Source organism: Crenobacter sp. CS_VA4, assembly GCF_055597485.1.
Window position 1 is genome coordinate 40,161 of record NZ_JBVMAE010000013.1, and the last position, 24,596, is coordinate 64,756.

The 24,596-nt window shown below is 63.5% G+C and carries 18 protein-coding genes and 1 pseudogene; 6 read left to right on the forward strand and 13 right to left on the reverse strand.

What is annotated here, in order from left to right:
- Positions 1–51: 51 nt before the first annotated feature.
- The 4 genes from alc to ACZ2IA_RS13605 form a co-directional block, all read right to left on the reverse strand.
- Positions 52–1,092: an allantoicase gene (gene alc / locus ACZ2IA_RS13590; RefSeq protein WP_470293121.1), complete on the reverse strand. Its 1,041-nt coding sequence runs from the start codon at positions 1,090–1,092 to the stop codon at positions 52–54.
- 86 nt (positions 1,093–1,178) lie between these two features.
- Positions 1,179–1,697 (reverse strand): 2-oxo-4-hydroxy-4-carboxy-5-ureidoimidazoline decarboxylase, encoded by a 519-nt coding sequence (gene uraD / locus ACZ2IA_RS13595; RefSeq protein ID WP_470293122.1) that lies wholly within the window; start codon positions 1,695–1,697, stop codon positions 1,179–1,181.
- A gap of 15 nt (positions 1,698–1,712) precedes the next feature.
- Positions 1,713–2,636, reverse strand: a complete 924-nt coding sequence (puuE, locus tag ACZ2IA_RS13600; protein ID WP_470293123.1) for an allantoinase PuuE — start codon at positions 2,634–2,636, stop codon at positions 1,713–1,715.
- Positions 2,637–2,665: 29 nt separating this feature from the next.
- Entirely contained in the window at positions 2,666–3,421 is a 756-nt protein-coding gene (locus ACZ2IA_RS13605; protein WP_470293124.1) for a GntR family transcriptional regulator, read from the reverse strand.
- Between the two features lie 166 nt (positions 3,422–3,587).
- On the opposite strand from ACZ2IA_RS13605, the gene uraH reads away from it, so the two are divergent.
- From uraH to pyk, 4 genes and pseudogenes are all read left to right on the forward strand, one after another.
- The gene (uraH, locus tag ACZ2IA_RS13610; protein WP_470293125.1) at positions 3,588–3,941 is read left to right on the forward strand and encodes a hydroxyisourate hydrolase; all 354 of its coding nucleotides are present in this window, start codon (positions 3,588–3,590) and stop codon (positions 3,939–3,941) included.
- Between the two features lie 149 nt (positions 3,942–4,090).
- Positions 4,091–4,249 (forward strand): annotated as a pseudogene (locus tag ACZ2IA_RS13615) (hydroxyisourate hydrolase); the annotation flags it as partial.
- A gap of 28 nt (positions 4,250–4,277) precedes the next feature.
- Positions 4,278–5,567: a urate hydroxylase PuuD gene (locus ACZ2IA_RS13620; RefSeq protein ID WP_470293126.1), complete on the forward strand. Its 1,290-nt coding sequence runs from the start codon at positions 4,278–4,280 to the stop codon at positions 5,565–5,567.
- A gap of 79 nt (positions 5,568–5,646) precedes the next feature.
- The gene (gene pyk / locus ACZ2IA_RS13625; protein ID WP_470293127.1) at positions 5,647–7,077 is read left to right on the forward strand and encodes a pyruvate kinase; all 1,431 of its coding nucleotides are present in this window, start codon (positions 5,647–5,649) and stop codon (positions 7,075–7,077) included.
- A gap of 250 nt (positions 7,078–7,327) precedes the next feature.
- On the opposite strand, the gene ggt is transcribed toward pyk, so the two are convergent.
- The 5 genes from ggt to gcl all read right to left on the reverse strand — a co-directional run bounded on the left by ggt (position 7,328) and on the right by gcl (position 14,499).
- Positions 7,328–9,088: a gamma-glutamyltransferase gene (gene ggt / locus ACZ2IA_RS13630; protein WP_470293128.1), complete on the reverse strand. Its 1,761-nt coding sequence runs from the start codon at positions 9,086–9,088 to the stop codon at positions 7,328–7,330.
- A gap of 454 nt (positions 9,089–9,542) precedes the next feature.
- Complete coding sequence (locus ACZ2IA_RS13635) at positions 9,543–10,853, reverse strand: glycerate kinase type-2 family protein (RefSeq protein WP_470293129.1); 1,311 nt, start codon at positions 10,851–10,853, stop codon at positions 9,543–9,545.
- A gap of 126 nt (positions 10,854–10,979) precedes the next feature.
- The gene (locus ACZ2IA_RS13640; protein WP_470293130.1) at positions 10,980–11,867 is read right to left on the reverse strand and encodes a 2-hydroxy-3-oxopropionate reductase; all 888 of its coding nucleotides are present in this window, start codon (positions 11,865–11,867) and stop codon (positions 10,980–10,982) included.
- Between the two features lie 39 nt (positions 11,868–11,906).
- Complete coding sequence (gene hyi, locus ACZ2IA_RS13645; protein ID WP_470293131.1) at positions 11,907–12,686, reverse strand: hydroxypyruvate isomerase; 780 nt, start codon at positions 12,684–12,686, stop codon at positions 11,907–11,909.
- Between the two features lie 76 nt (positions 12,687–12,762).
- The gene (gene gcl / locus ACZ2IA_RS13650) at positions 12,763–14,499 is read right to left on the reverse strand and encodes a glyoxylate carboligase (RefSeq protein ID WP_470293132.1); all 1,737 of its coding nucleotides are present in this window, start codon (positions 14,497–14,499) and stop codon (positions 12,763–12,765) included.
- Between the two features lie 354 nt (positions 14,500–14,853).
- Here gcl and iclR point away from each other — a divergent pair, with 354 nt between their 5' ends.
- A complete protein-coding gene (gene iclR / locus ACZ2IA_RS13655; protein ID WP_470293133.1) occupies positions 14,854–15,708 on the forward strand; it encodes a glyoxylate bypass operon transcriptional repressor IclR in 855 nt (284 codons plus the stop codon).
- 117 nt (positions 15,709–15,825) lie between these two features.
- Here iclR and ACZ2IA_RS13660 read toward each other — a convergent pair whose 3' ends face one another.
- The 4 genes from ACZ2IA_RS13660 to ACZ2IA_RS13675 form a co-directional block, all read right to left on the reverse strand.
- Entirely contained in the window at positions 15,826–16,746 is a 921-nt protein-coding gene (locus ACZ2IA_RS13660) for an alpha/beta fold hydrolase (protein ID WP_470293134.1), read from the reverse strand.
- A 417-nt stretch (positions 16,747–17,163) separates the two neighbouring features.
- A complete protein-coding gene (locus ACZ2IA_RS13665; RefSeq protein ID WP_470293135.1) occupies positions 17,164–18,024 on the reverse strand; it encodes a DMT family transporter in 861 nt (286 codons plus the stop codon).
- A 146-nt stretch (positions 18,025–18,170) separates the two neighbouring features.
- The gene (gene pepN, locus ACZ2IA_RS13670; protein ID WP_470293136.1) at positions 18,171–20,807 is read right to left on the reverse strand and encodes an aminopeptidase N; all 2,637 of its coding nucleotides are present in this window, start codon (positions 20,805–20,807) and stop codon (positions 18,171–18,173) included.
- A gap of 102 nt (positions 20,808–20,909) precedes the next feature.
- Entirely contained in the window at positions 20,910–22,694 is a 1,785-nt protein-coding gene (locus ACZ2IA_RS13675; RefSeq protein WP_470293137.1) for a M61 family metallopeptidase, read from the reverse strand.
- Positions 22,695–23,159: 465 nt separating this feature from the next.
- Here ACZ2IA_RS13675 and ccoN point away from each other — a divergent pair, with 465 nt between their 5' ends.
- Positions 23,160–24,587, forward strand: a complete 1,428-nt coding sequence (ccoN, locus tag ACZ2IA_RS13680) for a cytochrome-c oxidase, cbb3-type subunit I (RefSeq protein WP_470293138.1) — start codon at positions 23,160–23,162, stop codon at positions 24,585–24,587.
- Positions 24,588–24,596: the final 9 nt, after the last annotated feature.

Below are 24,596 nucleotides of genomic sequence, written 5' to 3' on the forward strand. Positions count from 1 at the left end.
TGACGACCCCGCCCTCCGAGGGCGGGGCCAAAACGTCATGTCACCAGGCGCTTAGTCGGCGAGCTTGCCCCAGATGCGCAGGCGGCTGACACCACCGTCCGGGAAGATGTTCAGGCGCACGTGCGTCACCGGGCCGATCTCGCGGATCTGCTCCTTGCCGTAGTAGTGCTGCTTGTCCATGTCGGTCTTCTGTTCCGGCAGCAGGGTGTCCCAGAACATCGCCTGGGTGACGATCGACTCGTCGGTGCTGTTGGTCACGTAAGCAGCCTGGATCGACACGCGGTCCGGGTAGTTGCCCTTGAAGTGTGCGGTGTCGACTTCGATCTTCTCGACGATCGCCGGATGGCCCAGCTCGACGATGCACCAGTCGTTGCCCGGCTCACGGCGGCGGCGGGTTTCCCAGCCATCGCCCATGTTCACACCGCGACCCGGCATCACCAGGCGGAACGGCACGCCGAAGTGGGCGTTGTTGTACGCCACGATGCGGCCGCCATTTTCCAGCGCCGACACTTCATATACCTGGCTCTGGTCTTTCTTGTCCCAGTCACACTGCGGCTGACCATACACGCGGAAACGAGCCACGCCGCCGTCCGGGTAGATGTGCAGGCGCAGGTGGGTCCACGGACGCTCGTCCGAGATTTCGATGAAGTGGTGCGAGTGACCGTTCAGGCTCTTGGTGGCGACGATTTCGGTCCAGACGGTCGCGTCGGTCGGGTCGGTTTCGCTGTAGCAGGCTTCCACCGAGGCGGCCGGCGGGAAGTTGCCGGTGAAGTGGCTGGTCTCGATGTCGAAACCCTTGATCACGCCGGCCAGACCGAGCTTGACGATGGCGTAGTCGTGACCGCCGTTACGGCGGCGGCGGGTTTCCCAACCGTCCATCCACTTGCCGTGATCGTCGAACTTGCCGACGATGAACACCGGCTCGGACGCCTGCAGCATGCGCTCGGCAGGAGCGAACCATTCGTCGGTGCAGAACAGGACCTTGGCGCCGAAGTCCGGGTGGGCCAGGTTGGTGTAGCGGGTCGCAAATTCCGGCGCGTCTACGGCCGGTGCATTGATGACGGTTCCTACCGGAGCATTCGGTGCTGCCATGGTTGTTCTCCTTTTATGGGTTTGTGTTCCTTCTGCCAACCCTGCGTGCAGGTTGGCCGAAAGAGGTATAGCCGATCAGTCCGCGATTAGCCGACGATCAGGTCGTTGAGGCGGAAGCCGCCGATCTTGTAGATCTGCTTGAGGCTCTCGGCGCGCTCCTGCTCCACCGGCAGCGCGGTGCGGCGTTCGAACTCGCCGATGATGCCGGCGCGGTCGTAACCGCGGACCGCCAGGATGAACGGGAAGCCGAATTTGGCGTTGTACTCGGCGTTCAGGCGGGTCAGCTTCTCGAACTCTTCCTGCGAGCACTTGTCGAGGCCGGCGCCGGCCTGTTCAGAGGTCGACTCTTCGGTCAGCTCACCGCGTACCGCCGCTTTGCCGGCCAATTCCGGGTGGGCACGGATCAGCTTCAGCTGCGCCTCGAGGCCCGCCTCTTCGATCTCGTTGATCATCGTGGCGTGCAGCTCAGCCATATTGGCGAACGGGCGCTTTTCGGCCGCGCGCTCGGCTACCCACGGCGAGTGTTCGAAGATGCCGCCGAGCACGGCGACGAACTCGGCCACCGGGGCGTCGTTGAGGGCTTGCAGGGAAATGGTGTTGCTCATGATCTTGTCCTGGTCTTATTTGCTGTACGGGTGGGTTTCAGCCCAGTGTTCTGCGATGTCGACACGGCGGGCGATCCACACCTTGTCGTGGCTGGCGACGTAGTCGAGGAAGCGGCGGAAGGCGGCAAAGCGGCCCGGGCGACCCAGCAGACGGCAGTGCATGCCGATCGACAACATCTTCGGCGCCGTTTCGCCCTCTTCGTACAGCACGTCGAACGCATCCTTCAGGTACTGGTAGAAGTGCTCGCCGGTGTTGAAGCCCTGCGGGGTGGCGAAGCGCATGTCGTTTGTGTCGAGGGTATACGGCACCACTAGGTGCGGCTTGATCGAACCGTCGGACAGCTCCACCTCGGTCCAGAACGGCAGGTCGTCGCCGTAGTAGTCGGCGTCGTAGGTCAGCTCTCCCTGCTCGGCCACCAGTTGGCGGGTGTTCGGGCTGTCACGACCGGTGTACCAGCCTTTCGGCGTCACGCCGGTCAGCTCCTTGATGATCTGCATCGCCTCACGCATATGCTCGCGCTCGGTTTCCTTGTCGATGCTCTGGTAGTGAATCCACTTCAGGCCGTGGCAGGCGATCTCGTGGCCACCCTCGACAAAGGCGCGGGTCACCTCCGGATGACGCTGCAGGGCGGTCGCCACACCGAAGATGGTCAGCGGCCAGCCACGGCTCTCGAATTCTTTCAGGATGCGCCAGACACCGGCGCGCGAGCCGTATTCGTAGATCGACTCCATCGACATGTGACGCGCTTCGTACGCGGCGGCACCGACGATCTCGGACAGGAACTGCTCCGAAGCCTTGTCGCCGTGCAGCACACAGTTCTCACCACCCTCTTCGTAGTTGAGGACGAACTGCAGCGCCACGCGCGAGCCATCCGGCCAGTTGGCGTGCGGGACGTTGCGGCCGTAACCGATCAGATCGCGTGGATATTGCTTGCTCATCTTTGGCTTCCTTACTTTAGTCTTTAGACTCAACGCTTCAGGTTGAAAACGGCCCTGAGGTCTGCCTGGATGCCGTCGTCGTCGAAACGCAAGCGGCGCTCGCAGTCCTGCAGGTGATGATTCATGGCGTCCAGCACGCCGGCGCGATCACGCGCTTCAAGGCTGGCGAGAATGCGGTCATGTTCGTCAAACGAGCAGGCGCTGCGCCCCGGCACGTCGTAGAGCGCTATGATCAACGAGGTGCGCGAGGCCAGGCTGTGCATCAGGTCGGTCAATACCTCGTTGTCGGAGAGCTTGGCCAGTTGGACATGAAAGGCGTTGGAAAGGCGGATCCAGGTCACCCGATCCTTACTGCGGAATGCGGCACGCTCCTCTTCGACCATCTGGCGCAGCGGCAACAGGCGCAGCGACAGATCGGGCAGGGTCAAGAGCTTGTCGAGAATCGCGCCCTCGACCATCCGGCGCGCCTCGAACACGTCGCGGGTTTCCTTCAGGTCGGGGGTGGCGACGAAGGCACCACGGTTCGGCAGCAGCTCGACAATCTTGTCGTGCGACAATCGCGCCAGGGCTGCGCGCACCGTGCCACGCGAACAGCGGAACACGTCGCACAGCACCGCCTCGGTCAGTTTCACGCCGGGCAGCAAACGATGGTCGATCACCGCATCGAAGATCTCCGAATAGATGCGCTCGACTTCATTGACCGGTTCGGCCACCTCCAGCAGACGAGAGGAGACAGGCGCTTCGCCCGCCGCCATCTGTACCTCTGTTCCGAAAGCTTCGCTCATCGTCGGCCTCGTCGTGTTTCCATGATCCGGGAAACGTTTCCAAAATTTTGTTGACAATTATTGGTGTCGTCGGACAATATCGTCAACACAAATTGTTAACAATTTTTGTACGGCTACAACAGGGCCGGCCGGTGGCCTCGGTCGTACAAGAACAGGAGAAATCGAGATGGGCAAACTGTCGACGCACGTGTTGGACACCATGCACGGCAAACCCGCCGCAGAAGTGCTCTGTGAACTCTATAAGGTGGAAGACGGCCAGCGCAGCAAGCTGACCGAAACCCATACCAACCAAGACGGCCGATGCGACAAGCCGCTGCTGGAAGGCGATAGCCTGAAGGTCGGCGTGTACGAGCTGGTGTTCCATGTGGGCGAATACTTCGCCCGCAAGGGGGTGTCGGTTCCCGAACCGCGCTTCGTCGATCAGGTTGTGCTGCGCTTTGGTATTGCCAACGCCAGCGAGAACTACCATGTGCCGCTGGTAGTAACGCCGTGGACTTACTCCACATACCGTGGTAGCTGATTCTCGAGGAACTATCGAGATCCAATACCAAGATGGAAAACGGCCAGCACAGTTAAGCGGGCCGAAATCCATACTAACCTAGACGGCCAGTGCGACAAGCCGCTGCTGAAGGGCAATAGCCCGAAGGCCGGCATGTACGAGCTGGTTTCCATGTGGGTGACTACTTCGCCCGCAAGGGAGTGTCGGTTCCCGAACCGCGCTTCGTCGACCAGGTGGTGCTGAGCTTAGGCATAGCCGACGCCAGCGAGAACTACCATGTGCCGCTGGTAGTGACACCGTGGACTTATTCCACATACCGCGGCAGCTGACTCTTAGGAACTATCGAGATTCAATACCATGGAAAACTACCTGCTTGAGTTTGCCAACCTGCTGTTGCGCTGGTTGCACGTGATCGCCGCCATCTCCTGGATCGGCGAGTCCGTCTATTTCGTGATGCTCGACAACAGCCTGCACGCGCCGAAAGACGAGGCCAGCAAGAAACGCGGCGTGTTCGGCGAAATGTTCGCCGTGCATGGCGGCGGCTTCTATCACAACCAAAAATACCTGACCAACCCGCCGTTTGAGCTGAACGAAGACCTGCACTGGTCGTACTGGAAGTCGTACACCACCTGGCTGTCCGGTTTCGCACTGTTCTCGCTGCTCTACCTCGCCAACGCCAGCATCTACCTGGTGAACCCGTCGAGCACCTGGGCATGGGCGGCCAAGCTGTCCGGCGCGGAAGCCGGTGCAATCGCCGTGGCCTTCCTGGTCGGCGGCTGGTTCGTATACGACCAGCTGTGCCGTCGCATCAGCCCGAACATGAACCGTGACGGCGTGCTGAGTATCGCCGTGGCGGTGATGGTCGTGGTCGTTGCCTTCCTGACCAGCCATATCTTCCAGGGCCGTGCCGCCTTCCTGCTGACCGGTGCCGTGATGGCGACCAGCATGTCGGCCAACGTGTTCTTCTGGATCATCCCGGGCCAGCGCCGCATGGTGGAGGCTATCAAGGCCGGCCAAGCTGCCAACCCGCTGGACGGCAAGCGCGGCAAGCAGCGCTCGGTGCATAACACCTACTTCACGCTGCCGGTCGTGTTCCTGATGATCTCCAATCACTACTCGTTCACCTACAGCAACGAGAATGCTTGGATCATCATGTCGCTGTTGATCGTATCCGGCGCGTTGATCCGCCAGTACTTCGTGCTGCGTCACTCGGGCAAGAACTTGGTCGCCCTGCCGACACTGGGTACCGCGGTCCTGGCCGTCGTGGCGTTCATCGCCGCACCGAAGCCGGCTGAACCGACCCCGGTGGCCAAGGCCGATAGCAGCGTCTCGGCTACCTCGGCAGCGCCGACTGCCTCTGCTCCGGCAGCCGCTACCGCCGCAGCCGGAGGGGATGCAAAGGACGTCACCTTCAACAAGGTCGACAACATCCTGACTACCCGTTGTACCGCGTGCCACGCGGCCAAGCCGACCCAACCCGGCTTTGCCGCAGCCCCGGCCGGTATCCACCTGGACAATCCGGCCGAAGTAAAGGCCAACGCCGCCCGCATCAAACAGGCCGTGGCATCGAAATACATGCCGCTGGCCAACATGACCCAGATGACCGACGACGAGCGCGCAGTCATCGCGCAATGGAGCGGTAACTAAGTCGGTCTAACGTAGTGCCCTTGGTACGGCCAACCTCGCAAGCGGTTGGCCGCACGATAAAACAACGAGGAGATACACCATGTTCCGAGGCACCAAGATCGTCGCCACGCTCGGCCCTGCCAGCAACGACCTTTCCACGCTTGAACGGATGATCTCAGCCGGCGTCAACGTCGTCCGGCTGAACTTCTCGCACGGTACCGCCGACGACCACATCGCCCGCGCCGCCCTCGCCCGCCAAGCCGCCGAGAACGTCGGCCGCACCGTCGGCATCCTCGCCGACCTGCAGGGTCCGAAGATCCGCGTCGGCAAGTTCGCCGACGGTTCCATCCAGATCGCCAAGGGCGACCGCTTCATCCTCGATGCCAAGTGTGACCTCGGCAACCAGGAGCGCGTCGGTCTCGACTACAAGAACCTGCCTCGTGACGTCGCCACCGGCGCGGTGCTGCTACTCGACGACGGCCGGATCGTGCTCGATGTCGAGCGCGTCGACGGTGACGAGATCCACACCGTGGTCCGGGTCGGCGGCAAGCTGTCGAACAACAAAGGCATCAACCAGCAAGGCGGCGGCCTATCGGCCCCGGCGCTGACGGCCAAGGACAAGCAGGATCTGAAAACCGCCGTAGCACTGGCCGCCGACTACATCGCCGTGTCGTTCCCGAAATCGGGCGACGATATGCGTGAAGCGCGGAGCCTGGTCGCGGAAGCCAATGGTCACGCGCTGCTGGTCGCCAAGATCGAGCGTACCGAAGCGATCACCAATCTGACCGAGATCCTGCTGGCCTCGGACGGCATCATGGTGGCGCGCGGCGACTTGGCGGTGGAAGTGGGCGACGCGGCGGTGCCGGCGCTGCAGAAGCGGATGATTCGCGAAGCGCGCTTGAACAACAAGTTTGCGATCACCGCGACCCAGATGATGGAGTCGATGATCACCGCGCCGATCCCGACCCGTGCCGAAGTGTCCGACGTGGCCAACGCGGTCTTGGACGGCACCGATGCGGTGATGCTGTCGGCCGAAAGCGCCGCCGGCCAATTCCCGGTGGAAACCGTCGAAGCGATGGCGCGTGTCTGCGCCGAAGCGGAAAAATCCTACGTCAACAGCCTGGATCAGGAACTGCTCAACCGCGAGCAGAGCCAGATCGACCAGTCGGTCGCGATGGCCGCGCTGTTCACCGCGCAGCACATCGGCGTGAAGGCGATTGCCGCCCTCACCCACTCCGGCTCGACCACCCAGTGGATGAGCCGGGTCGACAGCGGCGTGCCGATCTACGCGGTCACTCCGGAAGAATCGACCCGCCGCAAGGTGAGCATCTTCCGCGACGTGTTCCCGCTGAAGACCGACGCGATCGCGACCAGCCGCGAGGCAGCGCTGGCCCAGGCCGAGCGTGCCCTGCTCGAGCACGGCGCGGTACAGCGCGGCGACCTGCTGTTGATGACTATCGGTGAACCGCTGGGCAAGCCCGGCGGCACCAACACCATGCTGATCGTGCGGGTGGGTGAATACTCCCGCTGATCACAACGATGATGGGTCCTCTCTTGATAACCGGCGCGTGCGCCGGTTTTTTTTTCGGCCAGCGTTCAATGTGGACTGCATTGCCGGACGGCATACAGGGAAGCTTGGCCTGAGCGGGATCGACTGGCCAAGGCTACTGACCTGCCCCGGACTTGATGGGCTGCAAAAGGCAGAACCCCCGAAAGGTCGGGGGTTCTCGTCAGCTACCGAGCCAGCCGCGCGCGGCTGCCAGTTCAGGAGGCCGGGCCGATCAGAATCCGGCGGTGGCACCGTCCGGGTTGCGCGGATCGGAATAACCATACAAGCCATCATCACGCACCTGAATGGTCTGGGTGCGGCCCATGGTCGGCTTCTCCGCCACCTTGTAGCCCTGGTTGCGCAGGATCTGCAGGGTATCAGGGCTCAGTCCCTTTTCCACGCGCAGTTCGTCCGGTAGCCACTGGTGATGCACCCGTGGCGTAGACGCGGCTTCTGCCGGGTTCATGCCAAAGTCGATGGTGTCGACGATGGTCTGCAGGGTGGTGGTAATGATGCGCGCACCGCCCGGGCTGCCCGTCACCAGCCACGGCTTGCCGTTCTTGAGTACCAGCGTCGGCGACATCGACGACAGCGGACGCTTGCCCGGTTGGATCGCATTGGCTTCGCCGCCGATCAGGCCGTAGGCATTGGGGACGCCCGGCTTAGCGGAAAAGTCGTCCATCTCGTCATTGAGCAGGATGCCGGTGCCACGGGCGACGATGCCGCTGCCGAAGTTGAGGTTGAGGGTATAGGTGACCGCTACCGCATTACCCTTGCCATCGACGATGGAGAAGTGGGTGGTCTGGTCGCTCTCGTACGGCTGCGGCTTGCCTGGCTTGATCGCCGCGGCCGGCAGCACCCTGACCTTGTCGATCTTCTGCGCCAGTTCGTCGGCGTAGCGCTTGGAGGTCAGCCCCTTGACCGGCACCTTCACAAAGCCCGGATCGCCCAGGTACTCGGCACGGTCGGCATAGGCCAGCTTCATCGACTCGGCCAGGTAGTGGATGTTCTGTGCGCTGTTCACACCGTACTGGGACAGCGGGTAGCGCTCCAGCAGGTTGAGAATCTGGATGATATGGACACCGCCCGAGCTGGGCGGCGGCATCGACACGACCTTGTAGCCGCGATACTCGCCACTCACCGGCGCCCGCTCGACCACCTGGTAGTTTTTCAGATCCTCCTTGCCGATCAGGCCGCCATGCTGCGCCATTTCGGCGACGATCTTGTCGCCGATCTCGCCCTGATAGAACACCTTGGAGCCGTGCCTGGCGATCAGGCGCATCGATTTGGCGAGGTCTTTCTGCACCAGACGCTCACCGGCACGCAGCGGCCGGCCATCCTTGAAGAATACCGCGCGGGTACTATCCCACTTGCCCAGATTGTCCTTTTCCACTTCCATCATCTGCGCCAGTGTCGGGCTGACGGTGACGCCCTGTTCGGCCAACTTGATCGACGGGGCAATCACGTCGGCCAGCTTCATGGTGCCCCAGCGCTTGAGCGCATGCTCCAGACCGGCCACGGTGCCCGGTACGCCCACGGCGAGATGGGTATAGAGCGAGCGGCCTTCGGCCACATTGCCCTTGTCGTCCAGATACATATCGCGCGAGGCCTTGACCGGGGCGATTTCGCGGAAGTCCAGCGCCACATCCTGGCCGGTCTTGGCATCGTGCAGCATCATGAAGCCGCCACCACCCAGGTTGCCGGCGTTGGGCAGCACCACCGCCAGTGCGAAACCGACCGCCACCGCGGCATCCACCGCATTCCCGCCGCGCTTGAGCACATCCACACCGATACGGGTGGCCAGTTCCTGCTCGGCCGCCACCATGCCATTCTTGGCATAGACCGGGTGGAAAATATCCTGATCGTAATCGTATTTGACGACCGGGGCGGCGACCGGGACATCGGCCTGAGTGAGAGTCGGAGTCAGCGCCAGGGAGAGACTCAGGGTCAACGCACTCAGCATGAGGGGACGGCGGGAAATAATCGGTGGCATGGGGATTCTCCTTGTTCAATGACGAACCCGGGCGAGTCCGTCCGGTGCCGTTTGGCCATCTAACGCGGCCTGACAGCGAATCTGAATACTCACCGAGGCTTTATTCCTATGTCAACAATGTTATTTTTTTATAATTCTTTGGCGTATAGAGGTGCCATCAAGCGCTGCCGAAAGATTTAGATCACCATGAGGCGTACCGCAGGCTCGATCTGAATAGAGACCGCGCTGAAGCGGCACGGCCACGGGCTGGCGCAGGACGAGAACCTCGACGACATCAGGATAAAGAACGACCGCTAGACCACGGCGTCAGCTTGCCGATACGCAAGTAAGCTAAAGCGTGGCCGACAGCCGCCAGTTGGAAACGGGCAAAAAAAAGCCCCGGCTCACGGCCGGGGTCAACAGGGGGGTAAAACAGGCATGTCCGAGGGAGATCGGAACATGCCGAGGGCAAAACTTAGTTCGGCAGCACCAGGATCGCGCGGAAGTCGTTGACGTTGGTGCGGGTCGGGCCGGTGACGATCAGGTCGTCGATGCTCTCGAAGAAGCTGTAGGCGTCGTTGTTGGCGAGCTTCTGCTTGGCGCTGACGCCGGCCTCGGCGGCGCGAGCGATCGAGCACGGCGACAGCAGGCAGCCGGCGTTGTCTTCCGAACCGTCGATGCCATCAGTGTCGCAGGCGACCGCGTAGACGCCCTTCTCACCGTTCAGTGCCACGGCCAGTGCCAACAGGAACTCGGCGTTGCGCCCGCCGCGACCGTTGCCGCGCACCGTCACGGTGGTTTCGCCGCCGGACAGGATCAGCGCCGGCTTCTGCACCGGCTCGTCGAAGCCGACCACCTGGCGGACGATGCCGGCGTGCACCAGCGCCACGTCGCGCGCCTCGCCCTCGATGGTGTCACCGAGCACGATGGTGTTCAGGCCGATCTCGCGGGCGAACTTGGCCGCCGCCTGCAGCGAGGCCTGCGGGGTAGTGATGATGTGCGTCTCGCAACGTGCCAGACGGGCGTCGCCCGGCTTCGGTGTTTCCTGCGCGGCGGTCGCGTTGTCGAGGTAAGCCTTCACCGACGCCGGCAGCTCGATGCCGTACTTGACGATCACCGCACGCGCGTCGTCGAAGGTAGTGGGGTCCGCCACGGTAGGACCGGAAGCAATTACCGACGGGTCGTCCCCCGGCACGTCGGAAATCGCCAGGGTCACAACCTTGGCGGGGTAACAGGCAGCGGCCAGGCGGCCGCCCTTGATAGCAGACAGGTGCTTGCGCACACAGTTCATTTCGTCGATCGCCGCGCCGGACTTGAGCAACGCTTTGTTCACCGCACGCTTGTCGTCGAGCGGGATCTCCGGCACCGGCAGCGACAGCAATGCCGAGCCGCCACCGGAAATCAGGCAGATCACCAGGTCGTCTTCGGTCAGCCCCTGCACCGAGGCGAGTACCTGCTCGGCCGCCTCGCGACCGGCGGCATCCGGCACCGGGTGCGACGCCTCGACCACACGGATCTGACGGGTCGGCTCGGTGTGCGCGTAGCGGGTGATCACCATGCCGGACAGCTCGCCCGGCCATGCAGCTTCAAGCGCGGCGGCCATCGAGGCCGCACCCTTGCCGGCACCGATCACCACGGTGCGGCCTTTCGGCGCTTGCGGCAGGTATTGTTTCAGGCTGTCGTACGGCAGGGCGGTATCGACCGCGACATCGAACAGCTGGCGCAGCAAGGTGCGCGGCGCGGCGGCATCACGTTGCAGGGCATCGAGGGTGATCGGCTGGCTCATGTTGTCTCCTTACTGTCTCTGGCCCGTCTGTCGCGGGAATATTCTTGCTGATCGAAACGGGCTGCGGACAACCCGTTTGAATCAGCCGGCTGGCCTTTCGGCCAACCTGGGCTGAACGATCCGAGCTTACTGCTGAGCCGGGATCTCGAAGTTCGACATCTTCTCGAGCGCACGTACCAGCGCCGAGTGGTCCCACGATGCGCCGCCGTTGGCTACGCAGGTGTTGAACAGCTGCTGAGCCAGAGCGGTCGCCGGCAGCGCCACGCCCATCTTCTGAGCGCTGGACAGCGCCAGGTTCAGGTCCTTCTGGTGCAGAGAGATGCGGAAGCCCGGATCGAAGGTGCGCTTGTACATGCGCTCGCCGTGCACTTCCAGGATCTTCGACGAGGCGAAGCCACCCAGCAGGGCCTGACGGACCTTGGCCGGATCGGCACCGGCGCGCGCGGCGAACAGCAGCGCTTCGCCGACGGCTTCGATGGTCAGCGCGACGATCATCTGGTTGGCAACCTTGGCGGTCTGGCCGTCACCGTTTCCACCGACGCGGGTGATGTTCTTGCCCATCAGCTGGAACAGCGGCAGCACCTTGTTGAACGCGTCTTCTGGACCACCGACCATGATCGACAGGGTCGCGGCCTTGGCACCGACTTCGCCACCGGATACCGGAGCGTCGAGGTACTGGGCGCCCAGCGCTTCGACCTTCTTGGCGAATTCCTTGGTCTCGATCGGGGCGATCGACGACATGTCGACGACGATCTTGCCGGCCGACAGGCCAGCGGCCACGCCGTTTTCGGAGAACAGCACTTTTTCCACGTCCGGGGTGTCCGGCACCATGGTAACGATCACCTCAGCAGCCTGGGCAACTTCCTTGCCGGTCGCACATACGGTGATGTTGTACTCTTTCAGGAACGCCGGCACGTCGCCGATGGTGTTCACGAACAGTTCGTGACCTGCTTTGCCCAGGTGGCCCGCCATCGGGGCGCCCATGATACCAAGACCGATAAAACCGATTTTCATTGTCTTGCTCCTTGTAGGTTAATTGCAGCGAGGCGAACGTTACGCCAGGTAAGGCTTGACCCAGCCGAGGCCTTCCACGGTGCCGGCCTTCGGCTTGTACTCGCAGCCGATCCAGCCGTCGTAGCCGATCTCATCGAGGAACTTGAACAGGAACGGGTAGTTGATCTCACCAGTACCCGGCTCGAAACGACCCGGGTTGTCGGCCAGTTGCAGGTGCGCGATTTTCGGCAGGTTGGCCTTGATGGTATTGGCCAGCTCACCTTCCATGCGCTGCATGTGGTAGATGTCGTACTGGTAGTAGATGTTGTCGCTGCCCGATGCCTTGATCAGGTCCAGCGTCTGCTGGGTGCCCGACACATAGAAGCCCGGAATGTCGAAGGTATTGATCGCTTCGATCAGCAGCTTGATGCCTTCGACCTCGAGCTTGTCGGCGGCGAACTTGATGTTGGCCACGAAGGTCTCGCGGACCTTGTCGGCGTCGACGCCTTGCGGGGTGATACCGGCCAGCACGTTGACCTGCTCACAGCCCAGCGTCTTGGCGTACTCGATGGCACGACCCACACCGTCCTGGAACTCGCCGACGCGATCCGGCAGGCAGGCGATGCCGCGCTCGCCACCGGCCCAGTTACCGGCCGGCAGGTTGTGCAATACCTGTTTCAGGTGGAACTTGTCGAGCTGTTCGGCCAACAGGTTCTTGTCGAAATCGTACGGGAACAGGTATTCCACCCCGGTGAAACCAGCATTAGACGCCGCCTCGAAGCGCGACACGAAGTCGACCTCGTTGAACAGCATGGTCAGGTTGGCAGCAAACTTCGGCATGACAGTCTCCTTCTACTCGCTACAACGGCAGACTCCGGATCGCGGAGTCTGCCTCTTTAAGTCTATTACGTGACGCTTAGACCGGCAGGTCGAGCACGTCTTCGAACTCGGTGATCGCGTTGATTTCGGTACCCATCGCGATGTTGGTCACACGCTCCAGGATCACTTCCACCACCACCGGCACCGAGAACTCGGCCATCAGGCGACGGGCTTCGGCGAAAGCATCGCCGATCTTGTTCGGGTCGGTCACGCGGATCGCCTTGCAACCCAGACCTTCCACAACCTTGACGTGGTCAACACCGTAGGCGCCCAGTTCCGGCGAGTTGATGTTCTCGAACGACAGCTGTACCTGGTAGTCGATGTCGAACATGCGCTGCGCCTGGCGGATCAGGCCCAGGTAGGAGTTGTTCACCACCACGTGGATGTACGGCACCTTGAACTGGGCGCCGACGGCCAGCTCTTCGATCATGAACTGGAAGTCGTAGTCGCCTGAGATCGCCACCACGTCGGCCGAACGGTCAGCCACCTTGGTGCCGATCGCAGCCGGAACGGTCCAGCCCAGCGGGCCGGCCTGGCCGCAGTTGATCCAGTTGCGTTCTTTGTAGACGTGCAGGAACTGCGCTGCAGCGATTTGCGACAGACCGATGGTCGACACGTAGCGGGCATTCTTGCCGAAGAACTTGTTCATTTCTTCGTAGACGCGCATCGGCTTGACCGGCACGTTGTCGTAGTCGGACTTGCGCAGCATGGTGCGCTTGCGGGTCTGGCAGGACTCAACCCAGGCCTTGCGGCTCTGCAGACGACCTTCGGCCTTCCACTCTTTAGCCACTTCGACGAACAGCTCCAGCGCGGCTTTGGCGTCGGATACGATGCCGTAGTCCGGCGAGAACACGCGACCGATCTGGGTCGGCTCGATGTCGACGTGGACGAATTTGCGGCCCTTGGTGTAAACCTCGACCGAACCGGTGTGGCGGTTGGCCCAACGGTTACCGATGCCGAGCACGAAGTCGGACTCGAGCAGGGTCGCGTTGCCGTAGCGGTGCGAGGTCTGCAGACCGACCATACCGGCCATCAGCGGGTGGTCGTCCGGAATGGTGCCCCAGCCCATCAGGGTCGGGATAACCGGCACGTTGACGATCTCGGCGAATTCGGTCAGCAGCGCAGCGGCGTCGGCGTTGATCACGCCACCGCCGGAAACGATCAGCGGACGCTCCGATTCCAACAGGTACGACAGCGCTTTTTCAATCTGGGCACGCGAAGCGGTCGGCTTGTAGGCGGCCAGCGGCTCGTAGGTGTCCGGATCGAATTCGATCTCGGCCATCTGCACGTCGAACGGCAGGTCGATCAGCACCGGACCCGGACGGCCCGAACGCATGACGTGGAACGCTTGCTGGAAGGCGCGCGGCACCTGGGCCGGCTCCATCACGGTGGTGGCCCACTTGGAAACCGGCTTGGCGATTTCCTTGATGTCGACCGCCTGGAAGTCTTCCTTGTGCATACGAGCACGCGGCGCCTGGCCGGTGATGCACAGGATAGGGATCGAGTCGGCCGACGCGGAGTACAGGCCGGTGATCATGTCGGTGCCGGCCGGGCCGGAGGTACCGATACAGATACCGATATTGCCCGGGTTGGCACGGGTGTAGCCTTCGGCCATGTGCGAGGCGCCTTCAACGTGGCGAGCCAGCACGTGGTCAATGCCGCCGATTTTCTTCATCGCGGCATACAAAGGGTTGATGGCAGCGCCCGGCACGCCGAACGCGATATCAACGCCTTCCTTACGCAGCACGTGAACGGCTGCTTCAATTGCTCTCATCTTGGCCATGCTGTGATCTCCCTCACACGTTATCCGCGCATGATTTGGCGAAAGTTATCCGAATTTCGGGTGTCACTATCTCGCAACCGCCAACACGTGTCAAATTATTTCGGAAACACATTCCATTTTTAAAAAATTCATCGGCGCAAGCCATACATTCAGCGCGTTACAGCCGCATTCAGATACGGATTTACCTCCCAAACCACTGCCTTCTTTGTGTCAAGAAAGACACGTAACACAAAATGTCGTGGCTAGGCATGCTAAAATGAGCGCAACCAGTCCACTTCATTGATCGAAAGCCTTTTCCAGCCGATGATGTGGGGATTCTGTCCAACTTTGACGAGAGCTGAGTAGATGGCAAACGGCACTACGGCTACCAAGCGAAACCCGCGCGGGCGGCCCGCCGACGGCACCACCTCGAGCGTCGGCCAGGTTCAGTCGCTGACCCGCGGTCTGATGCTGATGGAACGCATTACCGAATCCCCGGCCGGGGTCACCCTGACCGACCTCGCGCTGCAGGTCGGCCTGCCCAACTCGACCACCCACCGCCTACTGACCACGATGCAGCAGATGGGCTTCGTGCAGCAGGTCGGCGACCTGGGCCTGTGGACCATTGGCGTGCGGGCGTTCACCGTCGGCAGCGGCTTTCTCGGCAGCCGCGATCTGATGTCGATCGCGCACCCGATCCTGCGCCGCCTGATGGAACAGGCCGGCGAGACCTCCAACCTGCTGGTATTCGACGACGAGGAATGCCAGGCGGTGATGATCGGCCAGGTGCAGTGCCGTGAGCTGATGCGGATGCTGGCGCCGATCGGCGGCCGCCTGCCGATGCATGCCTCGGGTGGCGGCAAGGCTTTCCTGGCGACGCTGGACGACGTGGAAGTGACGCGCGTGCTGCACAAGACCGGCCTGCCGCAGTACACCGACAGCACGATCAACACTCCGTCACGACTGAAGGAAGAGCTGGCGCGCATTCGCCGCCAGGGCTTCTCGTTCGACGACGAGGAACACGCGGTCGGCCTGCGTTGCGTGGCGGCGTGCATCTACAACGAGAACAAGGAACCGTTCGCGGCGGTGTCGGTATCCGGCCCGAAATCGCGCATTCCGGACGAACGGATCGTGCACCTCGGCTCGCTGGTGGTGCAGGCTGCCGAGGACATCACCCTCGCCTACAGCGGACATTCCCGTCCGATCGCCCAAGCCGCCTGATCGCCAGCGCGGCAAGACAAGACAGCCCGCCCGGGAAACCGAGCGGGCTGTTTCGTTTGGCAAGAGCGAGGTTGGCCGAATCGGCCGGATAGCGCCTCGGTCAAGCACATGGACGACTCAGCGGATTTCGCGCACCGCCTCGTAGTGGCCGGCCAGCCAGTCGAGCACCAACGGGAAGTGATCGTCCGGCGCGTCCGGATGAGTCAGCAGCGACACGTGGTCGTAATCGTGACGGTGGCCGGTGGCCCGGCCTAGCCGGCGCACCACCGAGCGGTGCCGGCCACACTCGTCGCGGAAGCGCGCCACGTCGTGCGGATGACCGCGGCAGGGGTCGTTCTGCGCGGCCAGGTACAGCGTCGGCGGCAGCTCCAGCCGGCGCGCCGCCTCGGCGTAGTTGAAACCGTCGTCGTCGACCCAGGGCAAGGGCCTGGCCCACTGCATGCTCTGATAGTGGCTGCGGTCGGTCTCGTCGTCGGCGCCGAGCCGCATCCGCGTCGCCGGCAGATAGCCGTAGCGGCGGATCACCCAGCGGGCGATGCGGTTCCACATCAGGTCGACCTCGAGCAGCTTGTTGAGGTTGAACACCCGGATGCTGCGCTTGCTGCCGAACCACACGCAGCTCTTCACGCGTTCGATTAATTCAGGCTGCCAGAGCAGGCTGCTGCTCATGTGCACCCCGCCCCAGGAGTGCGCCAGGCAGTGCACCGGCGCGTCGCCGCGTTCGCGGCGAATCGCCTCGAACAGCGCCGGGATGTCCTCGCGGATGATCTCGGTCTGGCCGTGTCGCGCCAGGCGGTCGATCTTCGGCGTGCTGCGGCCGCGGCCGCGCAGGTCGGCGACGAACACGTCGTAACCGGCGCGCGCCAGGAACGGCGCCAGCCCCTTGCCGCCGTCGGTGTAGAAGATGCGGCCGTTCGCCATCACGCCGTGCACCATCAGCACCGCGTCACCGTTGGCCGAACCCTGCAGCCGTTTGACGTAGAGCCGGTCGCCGCCATTACCGACCGGCACCCACAGATCGCTTTCCTGAATCGCCATCCTGCCCCCGTCTCCCGTGTGCCGGCCGTCTGACGCAGCCAATCAAGCAAACGCTTGAATCATTACCGGCCGCGATGACCGCGTCAAGCCGCAACAGGATCACATCGCGCCACACCCTGACAAAAATCAGGACAACGCCCATTCTGACGATGCAGGAGCGAAACCGGCCGCCCTCGCTGGCCGAAGCGACACCAGGCTAGCGGCGCCCTGTCCGATTGTCTTCAAAAAGGACTCGCGATACTCCATGACAACCCTGCCACTATCGCCGGCGACCGGAGCGGCGCCGGCCGTGTCATTGCGCCGGCGCCACCGTCTACGTGACCGGGCGCAGCCGGCGCGAGGGTGACGTCGCGCTACCCGGCACCATTCACGCCACCGCCGCCGAGATCGACCGGCCCGGCGGCGAGTCGCTGCCCCCTACTTCGCCGGCACCGCTTCGCGCAGCGACATCTGCCGGCGAACCCGCCGCTCCTGCCACAGCGCGCTGCCGGCCAGCAGCGCCAGCGCGACCGCCACCGTCGGTACCGCTAGGATGTTGAGACTGGCGGTGCCGGCGCTGAGCCGGCCGAGCAGGATCATCCATAGCAGCCAACCCAGCCCCGATGCGCCGACGCCGGTAAACACCAGCACAGCCAGCAGCGTCGGCGTCCAGTCGACGGCGCGCTGCGGTACCAACCAGGCCAAGACCAGCATCGGCAGGTAGCCGAGCAGCATCTGCCAGAAGGTCAGGTTGAGCACGTCGAGCCGCGGATGGCGATGGCGCAGCCGCTTGGCAAGGATATTGGCCACCGCCCAGCTAAGGCCGGTGCCGACCGCCAGCGCTTCGGCCGGGCGCAGCTCCAGGCCCCGCCACGGCTCGAGCACGCCGACCAGACCCGCCAGCGCGATCAGCAGCGCCAGCCACTGCGGCCGACGGATCTTCTCGCCCAGGCAGACGAGCGCCAGCAACACCGTCCAGAAAGGCATCGTGTAGGTCAGCACCGAGACCTTGCCGGCCCCGCCGCTGACCAGCGCCAGGCTGGACAGCGCGTTGAAGCCGAAGGTCTGCGCCACGCCGAGCCAGAAGGTCGGCATCAGCGGCGGCGGAGCCAGCCGTCGGCCGGTCAGCAGCAGAAATGCCAGCAGCGTCGTCAGCCCCAGCGCGCCGCGCAGCAGCGCGAAGTCGATCGGCCCGACGTAGGCCAGCGCCACTTTCGACAGCACCCAGGTGTAGCCCCAGATGCCCCACAAGGCGACCAGCAACAGCAGCGTGCCGGCGCGCCCGTTGTTGACAGCCATTTCTTCCCCCTTGTTCGGCCAGGCTTGACCGAAACCGGCCATTCCCGTCGACTGTTATGACAATGTCTTTTTAACCAGCCAAAACAACGGCCCGACAGATGTCGGGCCGTTGTCTCTCCAGCAACCGGGCAAGCCCGGCGCCGGGCTCACCCCAGATTCTTCGAGACGATCTCGTAGACGTCCTTGGACAGCTCCGGCTGGGCGAGCATCCGCTCCAGCTCGGCCTTCATCAGCGCCTGACGCGCCGGCTCGACCTTCTTCCAGCGGTTGAACGCCTGCACCAGCCGGCTCGCCACCTGCGGGTTGAACGCGTCGATCGCCAGCACCTGGTCGGCGACGAAGCGGTAGCCGGAGCCGTCGGCGGCGTGGAACAGCGGCAGGTTGCGGCCGAAGGTGCCGATCAGCGCGCGCGCCTTGTTCGGGTTCTTCAGCGAAAACGCCGGGTGCTCCAGCGCGTTCTCTACGTGGTCCAGCGTGCACGACAGCTGGCTCGCGGCGACCAGCGCGAAGTACTTGTCCATCACCAGCGCGTCGTCGGCCCAGCGCTCGTCGAACACCTCGAAGCACTCGGTGCGCGCGTCGGTATCGCTGTCCTTCAGCGCTACCAGCGCGCCCATCTGGTCGGTCATATTGTCGGCGCCGAAGCATTGCTTCTTCGCCGCCTCCTGCGGCCAGTCGTCCGGCAGGCGGTTGAGCATCGCCAACGCCAGGTTCTTCAGCGCCCGTTTGTCGGCGTCCTGCGGCTTGTAGTCGCGGGTCTGGTTGAGATCGAACGCCTCGTGCCATTCGCCGCGCAGCGCCTGCGCCAGCTCGACCAGCACGAAGTCGCGCACCTGGTGGATCAGCGCCGGGTCGGCCGCGTCGAGCCACTCGAGCATCTCACCCTCGCCCGGCAGCGTCAGCATCAGTGCCTTGAACGCCGCATCGATGGTCAGGTCGGTCAGCACCGCGCGGTAGGCGTCGGCGATGGTCGCCGACAGCGCCAGCGGGCGGGCGGCCTGCGCGTCCCGGTACAGGCCGAGCAGCAGCCGCTGCGCCAGCGTCTGGCCGGCTTCCCAGCGCGCGAACGGGTCGCTGTCGTTGGCGATCAGGAACGCCAGCTCGTCGTCGCGCCAGTCGAAGCTGAGCTTCACCGGCGCGGAGAAGTCGCGCAGCAGCGACGGCACCGGTTCGGATTCGACGTTGACGAAGGTGAACACCTGTTCGGCCAAGGTGACGTCGAGCACCCGGCTCACGCCCTGCGGTGCGTCTTCGCCAGCCAGCTGCAGCGGCAGGTCGACACCGTCACGGCCGACCAGGCCGAGCGCCAGTGGTATGTGGAACGGCTGCTTGCTGTCCTGCCCCGGCGTCGCCGGGCAGCTTTGCTTGACGGTCAATGTGTAGCACTTGCCGACCGGGTCGTAGTCGCCGGCGACGTCGAGCACCGGGGTGCCGGCCTGGCTGTACCACAGCGCGAACTGCTCGAGGTCGACGCCGTTGGCGTCGGCCATCGCGGCACGGAAGTCGTCGCAGGTGACCGCCTGGCCGTCGTGGCGACGGAAGTACAGCTCCATGCCCTTCTGGAAGCCGTCGCGGCCGAGCAGCGTCTGGTACATCCGCACCACTTCGGCGCCCTTCTCATACACCGTCATGGTGTAGAAGTTGTTCATCTCGATGTAGCTGTCCGGGCGGATCGGGTGCGCGGTAGGTCCCGCGTCCTCCGGGAACTGCATCGCGCGCAGGCCTTTCACGTCTTCGATGCGCTTGACCGCGCGGCTGGTCATGTCGGCCGAAAACTCCTGGTCGCGGAACACGGTCAGGCCTTCCTTCAGCGACAGCTGGAACCAGTCGCGGCAGGTGACGCGGTTGCCGGTCCAGTTGTGGAAGTACTCGTGGCCGATCACCGCCTCGACGCCCTCGAAGTCGGTGTCGGTGGCGGTGTCCTTGCGCGCCAGCACGTACTTGGTGTTGAAGATGTTGAGGCCCTTGTTCTCCATCGCGCCCATATTGAAGTCGCCGACCGCCACGATCATGTAGATATCGAGGTCGTACTCGAGGCCGAAGCGATCCTCGTCCCACTTCATCGCGCGCTTCACCGACGCCATCGCGTGCGCGACCTTGTCATGGTCGGCCGGTTCGGTCCAGATTTCCAGCGCCACGCTGCGGCCGCTCTGCGTGACGAAGCTGTCCCTCAGCACTGCCAGCTTGCCGGCCACCAGCGCGAACAGGTAGGACGGCTTGCGGTACGGGTCGACCCACTTCACCCAGTGGCGCTTCTTGTCGAGCATGCCCTCGCCCACCTTGTTGCCATTGGAGAGCAGTACCGGGTACTTGTTCTTGTCGGCAACGATGGTGGTGGTGAACTTGGACATCACGTCCGGGCGGTCGAGGTAGTAGGTGATCTTGCGGAAGCCCTCCGGCTCGCACTGGGTGAACAGGTTGCCGTTGCTGGCGTAGAGGCCCATCAGCGAGGTATTGGTCACCGGGTCGAGCTCGGTCTCCACCTCGAGGATGAAGCCGTCCGGCAGGCCGGTCAGCGTCAGCGTGTCGTCTTCCAGACTGAAGCGGTCTTCGGCCAACCTATCGCCGTCGAGCGTCAGGCTGAGCAGCCGGGCCGATCCGTGCAGCACCAGTTCGCCACTTGCCGCCGCCTTGGGATGGCGGCTGAGCACCAGCCGCGATTTGACGCGGGTGGCTTCGTCCAGGATGTCAAAGGTCAGGTCGACCTTGTCGATCAGGTAAGACGGAGGAGTGTAGTCCTTCAGGTAGTGGACTTGCGGCGTGGAGGTATCGTGCTTGGCCATCGCGTACTCTTCTTCGTTACGGTTGTGCAACCCGGCGGCGGAACACGCCCAACCGGGGACAGAGCACCGCCAGCACTCGAGCCGGCGGCAGGATTGTTGCGCTCAGCCGCGGCTCGGCCAGCGGCCTGGCGCGGCGGGGTCGCGGCGCAGTCGGCAGGTGTCGGCCGGCGTCGCGGCGAGCGTCGCGTCGACCACCTGCAGCTCGTCGCGGCGGAACGCGTGCAGCCGCACCGTGTCGCCCGGTGCGAAGCGCGCCAGCTGGCGGTCGAGGTCGGCCGCCTTCAGGCCGTCGACGGCGATCAGCACGTCGCCGCCGGACAGGCCGGCCGCCTGCGCCGCGCCGCCGTCGAACACGTTGACCAGTTTCAGTCCAAGCGGGTCGGCGGCGGTCTTGACGCCGAGCGTGACGCGCGCCGAGCTGTCGACAATGCTCTCGACCACGCCGCCGCGATCGCTGGCAGACGCCGCCGGGGTCAGCGCCAGCTCGACGCCCTGCGTCGCCAGCAGCTCTACGAGCGGCAGCTCGTCGGTCGAACGCAGCGCCAGGTCGAAGAACGGTTGCAGATCGAGGCCGGTCACCTCGGCGGCGATCCGTTCCCATTCATCTTCGGCCAGACCCTTGCCGTCGGCCAGCCACTTCGCCCACAAAGCGCGCATCACGTCGTCGAGCGACTGCTTGCCGTCGGTATCGCGGCGGATCAAGAGGTCGAGCGCCAGCGCCACCAGCGAGCCCTTGGTGTAGTAGCTGACGATCGCGTTCGGGCTGTTCTCGTCCTGGCGGTAGTACTTGGTCCAGGCGGTGAAGCTGGAGTCGGTGAGCGTCTGCTTCAGCCGACCGGCACCGCGTTCGACGCCGGTGATCACCTTGGCGACCAGGCCGAGGTAACGGTCTTCATCGATCAGGCCGGCGCGCAGCAGCGCCAGGTCGTCGTAATAGGAGGTAATGCCCTCGAACGCCCACAGCAAGGAGGTGTGGTTTTCGCGGGTCAGGTCGTAGGGGGTGAACGCGGCCGGCTTCATCCGCTTCACGTTCCAGCTGTGGAAGTATTCGTGGCTGATCAGGCCCAACAACTGCAGGTAGCCGTCGCCGATCTCCTTGGTGTCCGCCACCGGCAGGTCGTCGCGGTTGGCGACCAGCGCGGTCGACGCGCGGTGCTCGAGGCCGCCGTAGATGTTATCGCCGACGAACAGCATGAACACGTAGCGGTCGAACGGCGCCGGTTGGCCGAACAGCTTGATCTGCCACTCGCAGATCTTCTTGGTGTCGGCGGCGAGGCGCTTCAGGTCCGCCTTGAACCGGCCGGACACGACGAATTCGTGCGGCACACCGCAGGCCTTGAAGCTGACCCGCTCGAATTCGCCGAGCTCGACCGGGTGGTCGATCAGCTCGTCGTAGTTGGCGGCGCGGTACAGCCCGAAGCCGGACTTCTTCTTCACATCGACGGCCGGCAGGCTGGTCGCCACCTTCCAGTCATCAAAGGCCTTGCCCTTCGGCGCCAGGATCTCCACCTCGCACGGCTCGTTCTCGTAGCCGTCGGCAGACAGGAACACGCTGGTACCGTTGAAGAAGCCGCGCGAGGTATCGAGGTAGGCACCGCGCACCGACAGGTCGAACGCGTACACTTCGTAGCTCAGCGTCAGCGCCCCCTTCACCGGCGCCGCCTGCCAGGTCGCCTTGTCGAGCTGGATCAGCTCGACCGGCTTGCCGCCGGCCTCGGCGCGGAGACTGACGATGTGACGGGCGAATTCGCGGATCATGTAACTGCCGGGAATCCAGCTCGGCAGGCGGAAAATCTGCCCCTGTTTGGCCGGACGGGAGAGGGTAAGGGTGACTTCGAAACGGTGCGCTTCGCAAGACGCGGCGCGGATCGTATAGGCAAGCGACACGGGGGGTCCTCAATCGCGATGGGCGAAAGCCGGCATTTTAGCATTTCCGCGGCATGCGAGCCTGCTAGGAGTCGGCTCGGGGGTCCCGGGTGTTTCGGGATTGACCCAGATCAAGGGCGACAGCCCAAATGACGCTGTACTCTCGCAGGCTGACGCGGGGTACGGTCACGCGACAGCAGGATGGAAAGGGCTTGCAGACGCCGCTTTCCAGCTAGTCCGTCATGGGGGATTGATTTAGAATGATTAGTTAGCTGCAAGGGCTTCGTCCGCCGTTACGCATGTGACATACGGATTGCCCAAGCGGGACACCAGCCTCTCGGCATGGTTAAGCTTTTGATTCAGTGCAAGTAAAACGAATCCCAGCGGCTTGATGCCGACGCCTTCGACACACATGGGGGCGGTCCGCCGCTTAGTCAAGCTGCCACGCTTTGTCGTTCTAGTTTGCAACCTTGGAGAAAACCAAAAATGGAAACGCAATCCACTTATAACTATAAGGTGGTGCGGCAGTTTGCCATCATGACCGTCGTCTGGGGCATTATTGGCATGTCCATGGGGGTGCTGATCGCCTCCCAGCTGGTGTGGCCGGAGCTGAATTTCGGCCCGTGGCTTCACTTCGGCCGTCTGCGACCGGTGCACACCAATCTGGTGATTTTCGGCTTCGGTGGTTGCGGCCTGTTCGCTACCTCGTACTACGTGGTGCAACGCACCTGTAACGTTCGACTAATCTCCGACAAGCTCGCCGCCTTCACCTTCTGGGGCTGGCAGGCGGTGCTGGTCCTGATGCTGGTCACCTACCCACTCGGCTATACCTTCGCCAAGGAATACGCCGAAGCGGAATGGCCGATCAAGCTGCTGATCCTGTTCGTCTGGCTCGCTTACGGCCAAGTGTTCTTCGGCACGATCGGCAAGCGCAAGGTCAAGCACATCTACGTGGCCAACTGGTTCTACGGTGCGTTCATTCTGGCGGTCGCGCTGCTGCACATCGTCAACAGCGCGTTCGTGCCGGTGTCGCTGTTCAAGTCGTACTCAGTGTACTCGGGTGCCGTGGACGCGATGATCCAATGGTGGTACGGCCACAACGCCGTCGGTTTCTTCCTGACCGCCGCCTTCCTCGGCATGATGTACTACTTCGTACCGAAACAGGCCGGCCGTCCGATCTACTCGTACCGTCTGTCGGTGGTGCACTTCTGGGCACTGATCTTCACCTACATGTGGGCCGGTCCGCACCACCTGCACTACACCGCGCTGCCGGACTGGACCCAGTCGGTCGGCATGGTGTTCTCGCTGATTCTGCTGGCACCGAGCTGGGGCGGCATGATCAACGGCATCATGACCCTGTCGGGCGCCTGGCACAAACTGCGTACCGACCCGATCCTGAAGTTCCTGGTGGTGTCGCTGTCGTTTTACGGCATGTCGACCTTCGAAGGCCCGATGATGGCGATCAAGACCGTCAACGCGCTGTCGCACTACACCGACTGGACCATCGGCCACGTGCACTCCGGCGCCTTGGGCTGGGTGGGCTTCATCACCATCGGCTCGATCTACTACCTGATCCCGCGTCTGTGGGGCCGTGAGCAGATGTACAGCATGAAGCTGGTCGAAGCGCACTTCTGGCTCGCTACCGTCGGCGTGGTGCTGTACATCTCCGCGATGTGGATCTCCGGCGTGACCCAGGGTCTGATGTGGCGCGCGCTGAACCCGGACGGCACGCTGACCTATTCCTTCGTCGAGGCCGTGAAAGCTACCCACCCGTACCTGGCCGTGCGCGTACTGGGCGGTGCCCTGTACCTGTCCGGCATGCTGGTGATGGCGTACAACACCTTCCGTACCGTGACCGCCGGCCGCGCCGTGGACGCCAAGATTCCGGCCATCGCGGCTGCTCATCACGCCTAAGCGGGAAAG

Bases quoted from the DNA above. Each gene is read 5' to 3' on its own strand.
- hyi (WP_470293131.1), bottom strand. From the start codon at position 12,686: ATGCCGAAGTTTGCTGCCAACCTGACCATGCTGTTCAACGAGGTCGAC.
- ggt (WP_470293128.1), bottom strand. From the start codon at position 9,088: ATGCCACCGATTATTTCCCGCCGTCCCCTCATGCTGAGTGCGTTGACC.
- uraH (WP_470293125.1), top strand. From the start codon at position 3,588: ATGGGCAAACTGTCGACGCACGTGTTGGACACCATGCACGGCAAACCC.
- ACZ2IA_RS13665 (WP_470293135.1), bottom strand. From the start codon at position 18,024: ATGGCTGTCAACAACGGGCGCGCCGGCACGCTGCTGTTGCTGGTCGCC.
- iclR (WP_470293133.1), top strand. From the start codon at position 14,854: ATGGCAAACGGCACTACGGCTACCAAGCGAAACCCGCGCGGGCGGCCC.
- ACZ2IA_RS13620 (WP_470293126.1), top strand. From the start codon at position 4,278: ATGGAAAACTACCTGCTTGAGTTTGCCAACCTGCTGTTGCGCTGGTTG.
- pepN (WP_470293136.1), bottom strand. From the start codon at position 20,807: ATGGCCAAGCACGATACCTCCACGCCGCAAGTCCACTACCTGAAGGAC.
- ACZ2IA_RS13640 (WP_470293130.1), bottom strand. From the start codon at position 11,867: ATGAAAATCGGTTTTATCGGTCTTGGTATCATGGGCGCCCCGATGGCG.
- ACZ2IA_RS13605 (WP_470293124.1), bottom strand. From the start codon at position 3,421: ATGAGCGAAGCTTTCGGAACAGAGGTACAGATGGCGGCGGGCGAAGCG.
- puuE (WP_470293123.1), bottom strand. From the start codon at position 2,636: ATGAGCAAGCAATATCCACGCGATCTGATCGGTTACGGCCGCAACGTC.
- uraD (WP_470293122.1), bottom strand. From the start codon at position 1,697: ATGAGCAACACCATTTCCCTGCAAGCCCTCAACGACGCCCCGGTGGCC.
- ACZ2IA_RS13635 (WP_470293129.1), bottom strand. From the start codon at position 10,853: ATGAGCCAGCCGATCACCCTCGATGCCCTGCAACGTGATGCCGCCGCG.
- pyk (WP_470293127.1), top strand. From the start codon at position 5,647: ATGTTCCGAGGCACCAAGATCGTCGCCACGCTCGGCCCTGCCAGCAAC.
- ccoN (WP_470293138.1), top strand. From the start codon at position 23,160: ATGGAAACGCAATCCACTTATAACTATAAGGTGGTGCGGCAGTTTGCC.
- alc (WP_470293121.1), bottom strand. From the start codon at position 1,092: ATGGCAGCACCGAATGCTCCGGTAGGAACCGTCATCAATGCACCGGCC.
- ACZ2IA_RS13660 (WP_470293134.1), bottom strand. From the start codon at position 16,746: ATGGCGATTCAGGAAAGCGATCTGTGGGTGCCGGTCGGTAATGGCGGC.
- gcl (WP_470293132.1), bottom strand. From the start codon at position 14,499: ATGAGAGCAATTGAAGCAGCCGTTCACGTGCTGCGTAAGGAAGGCGTT.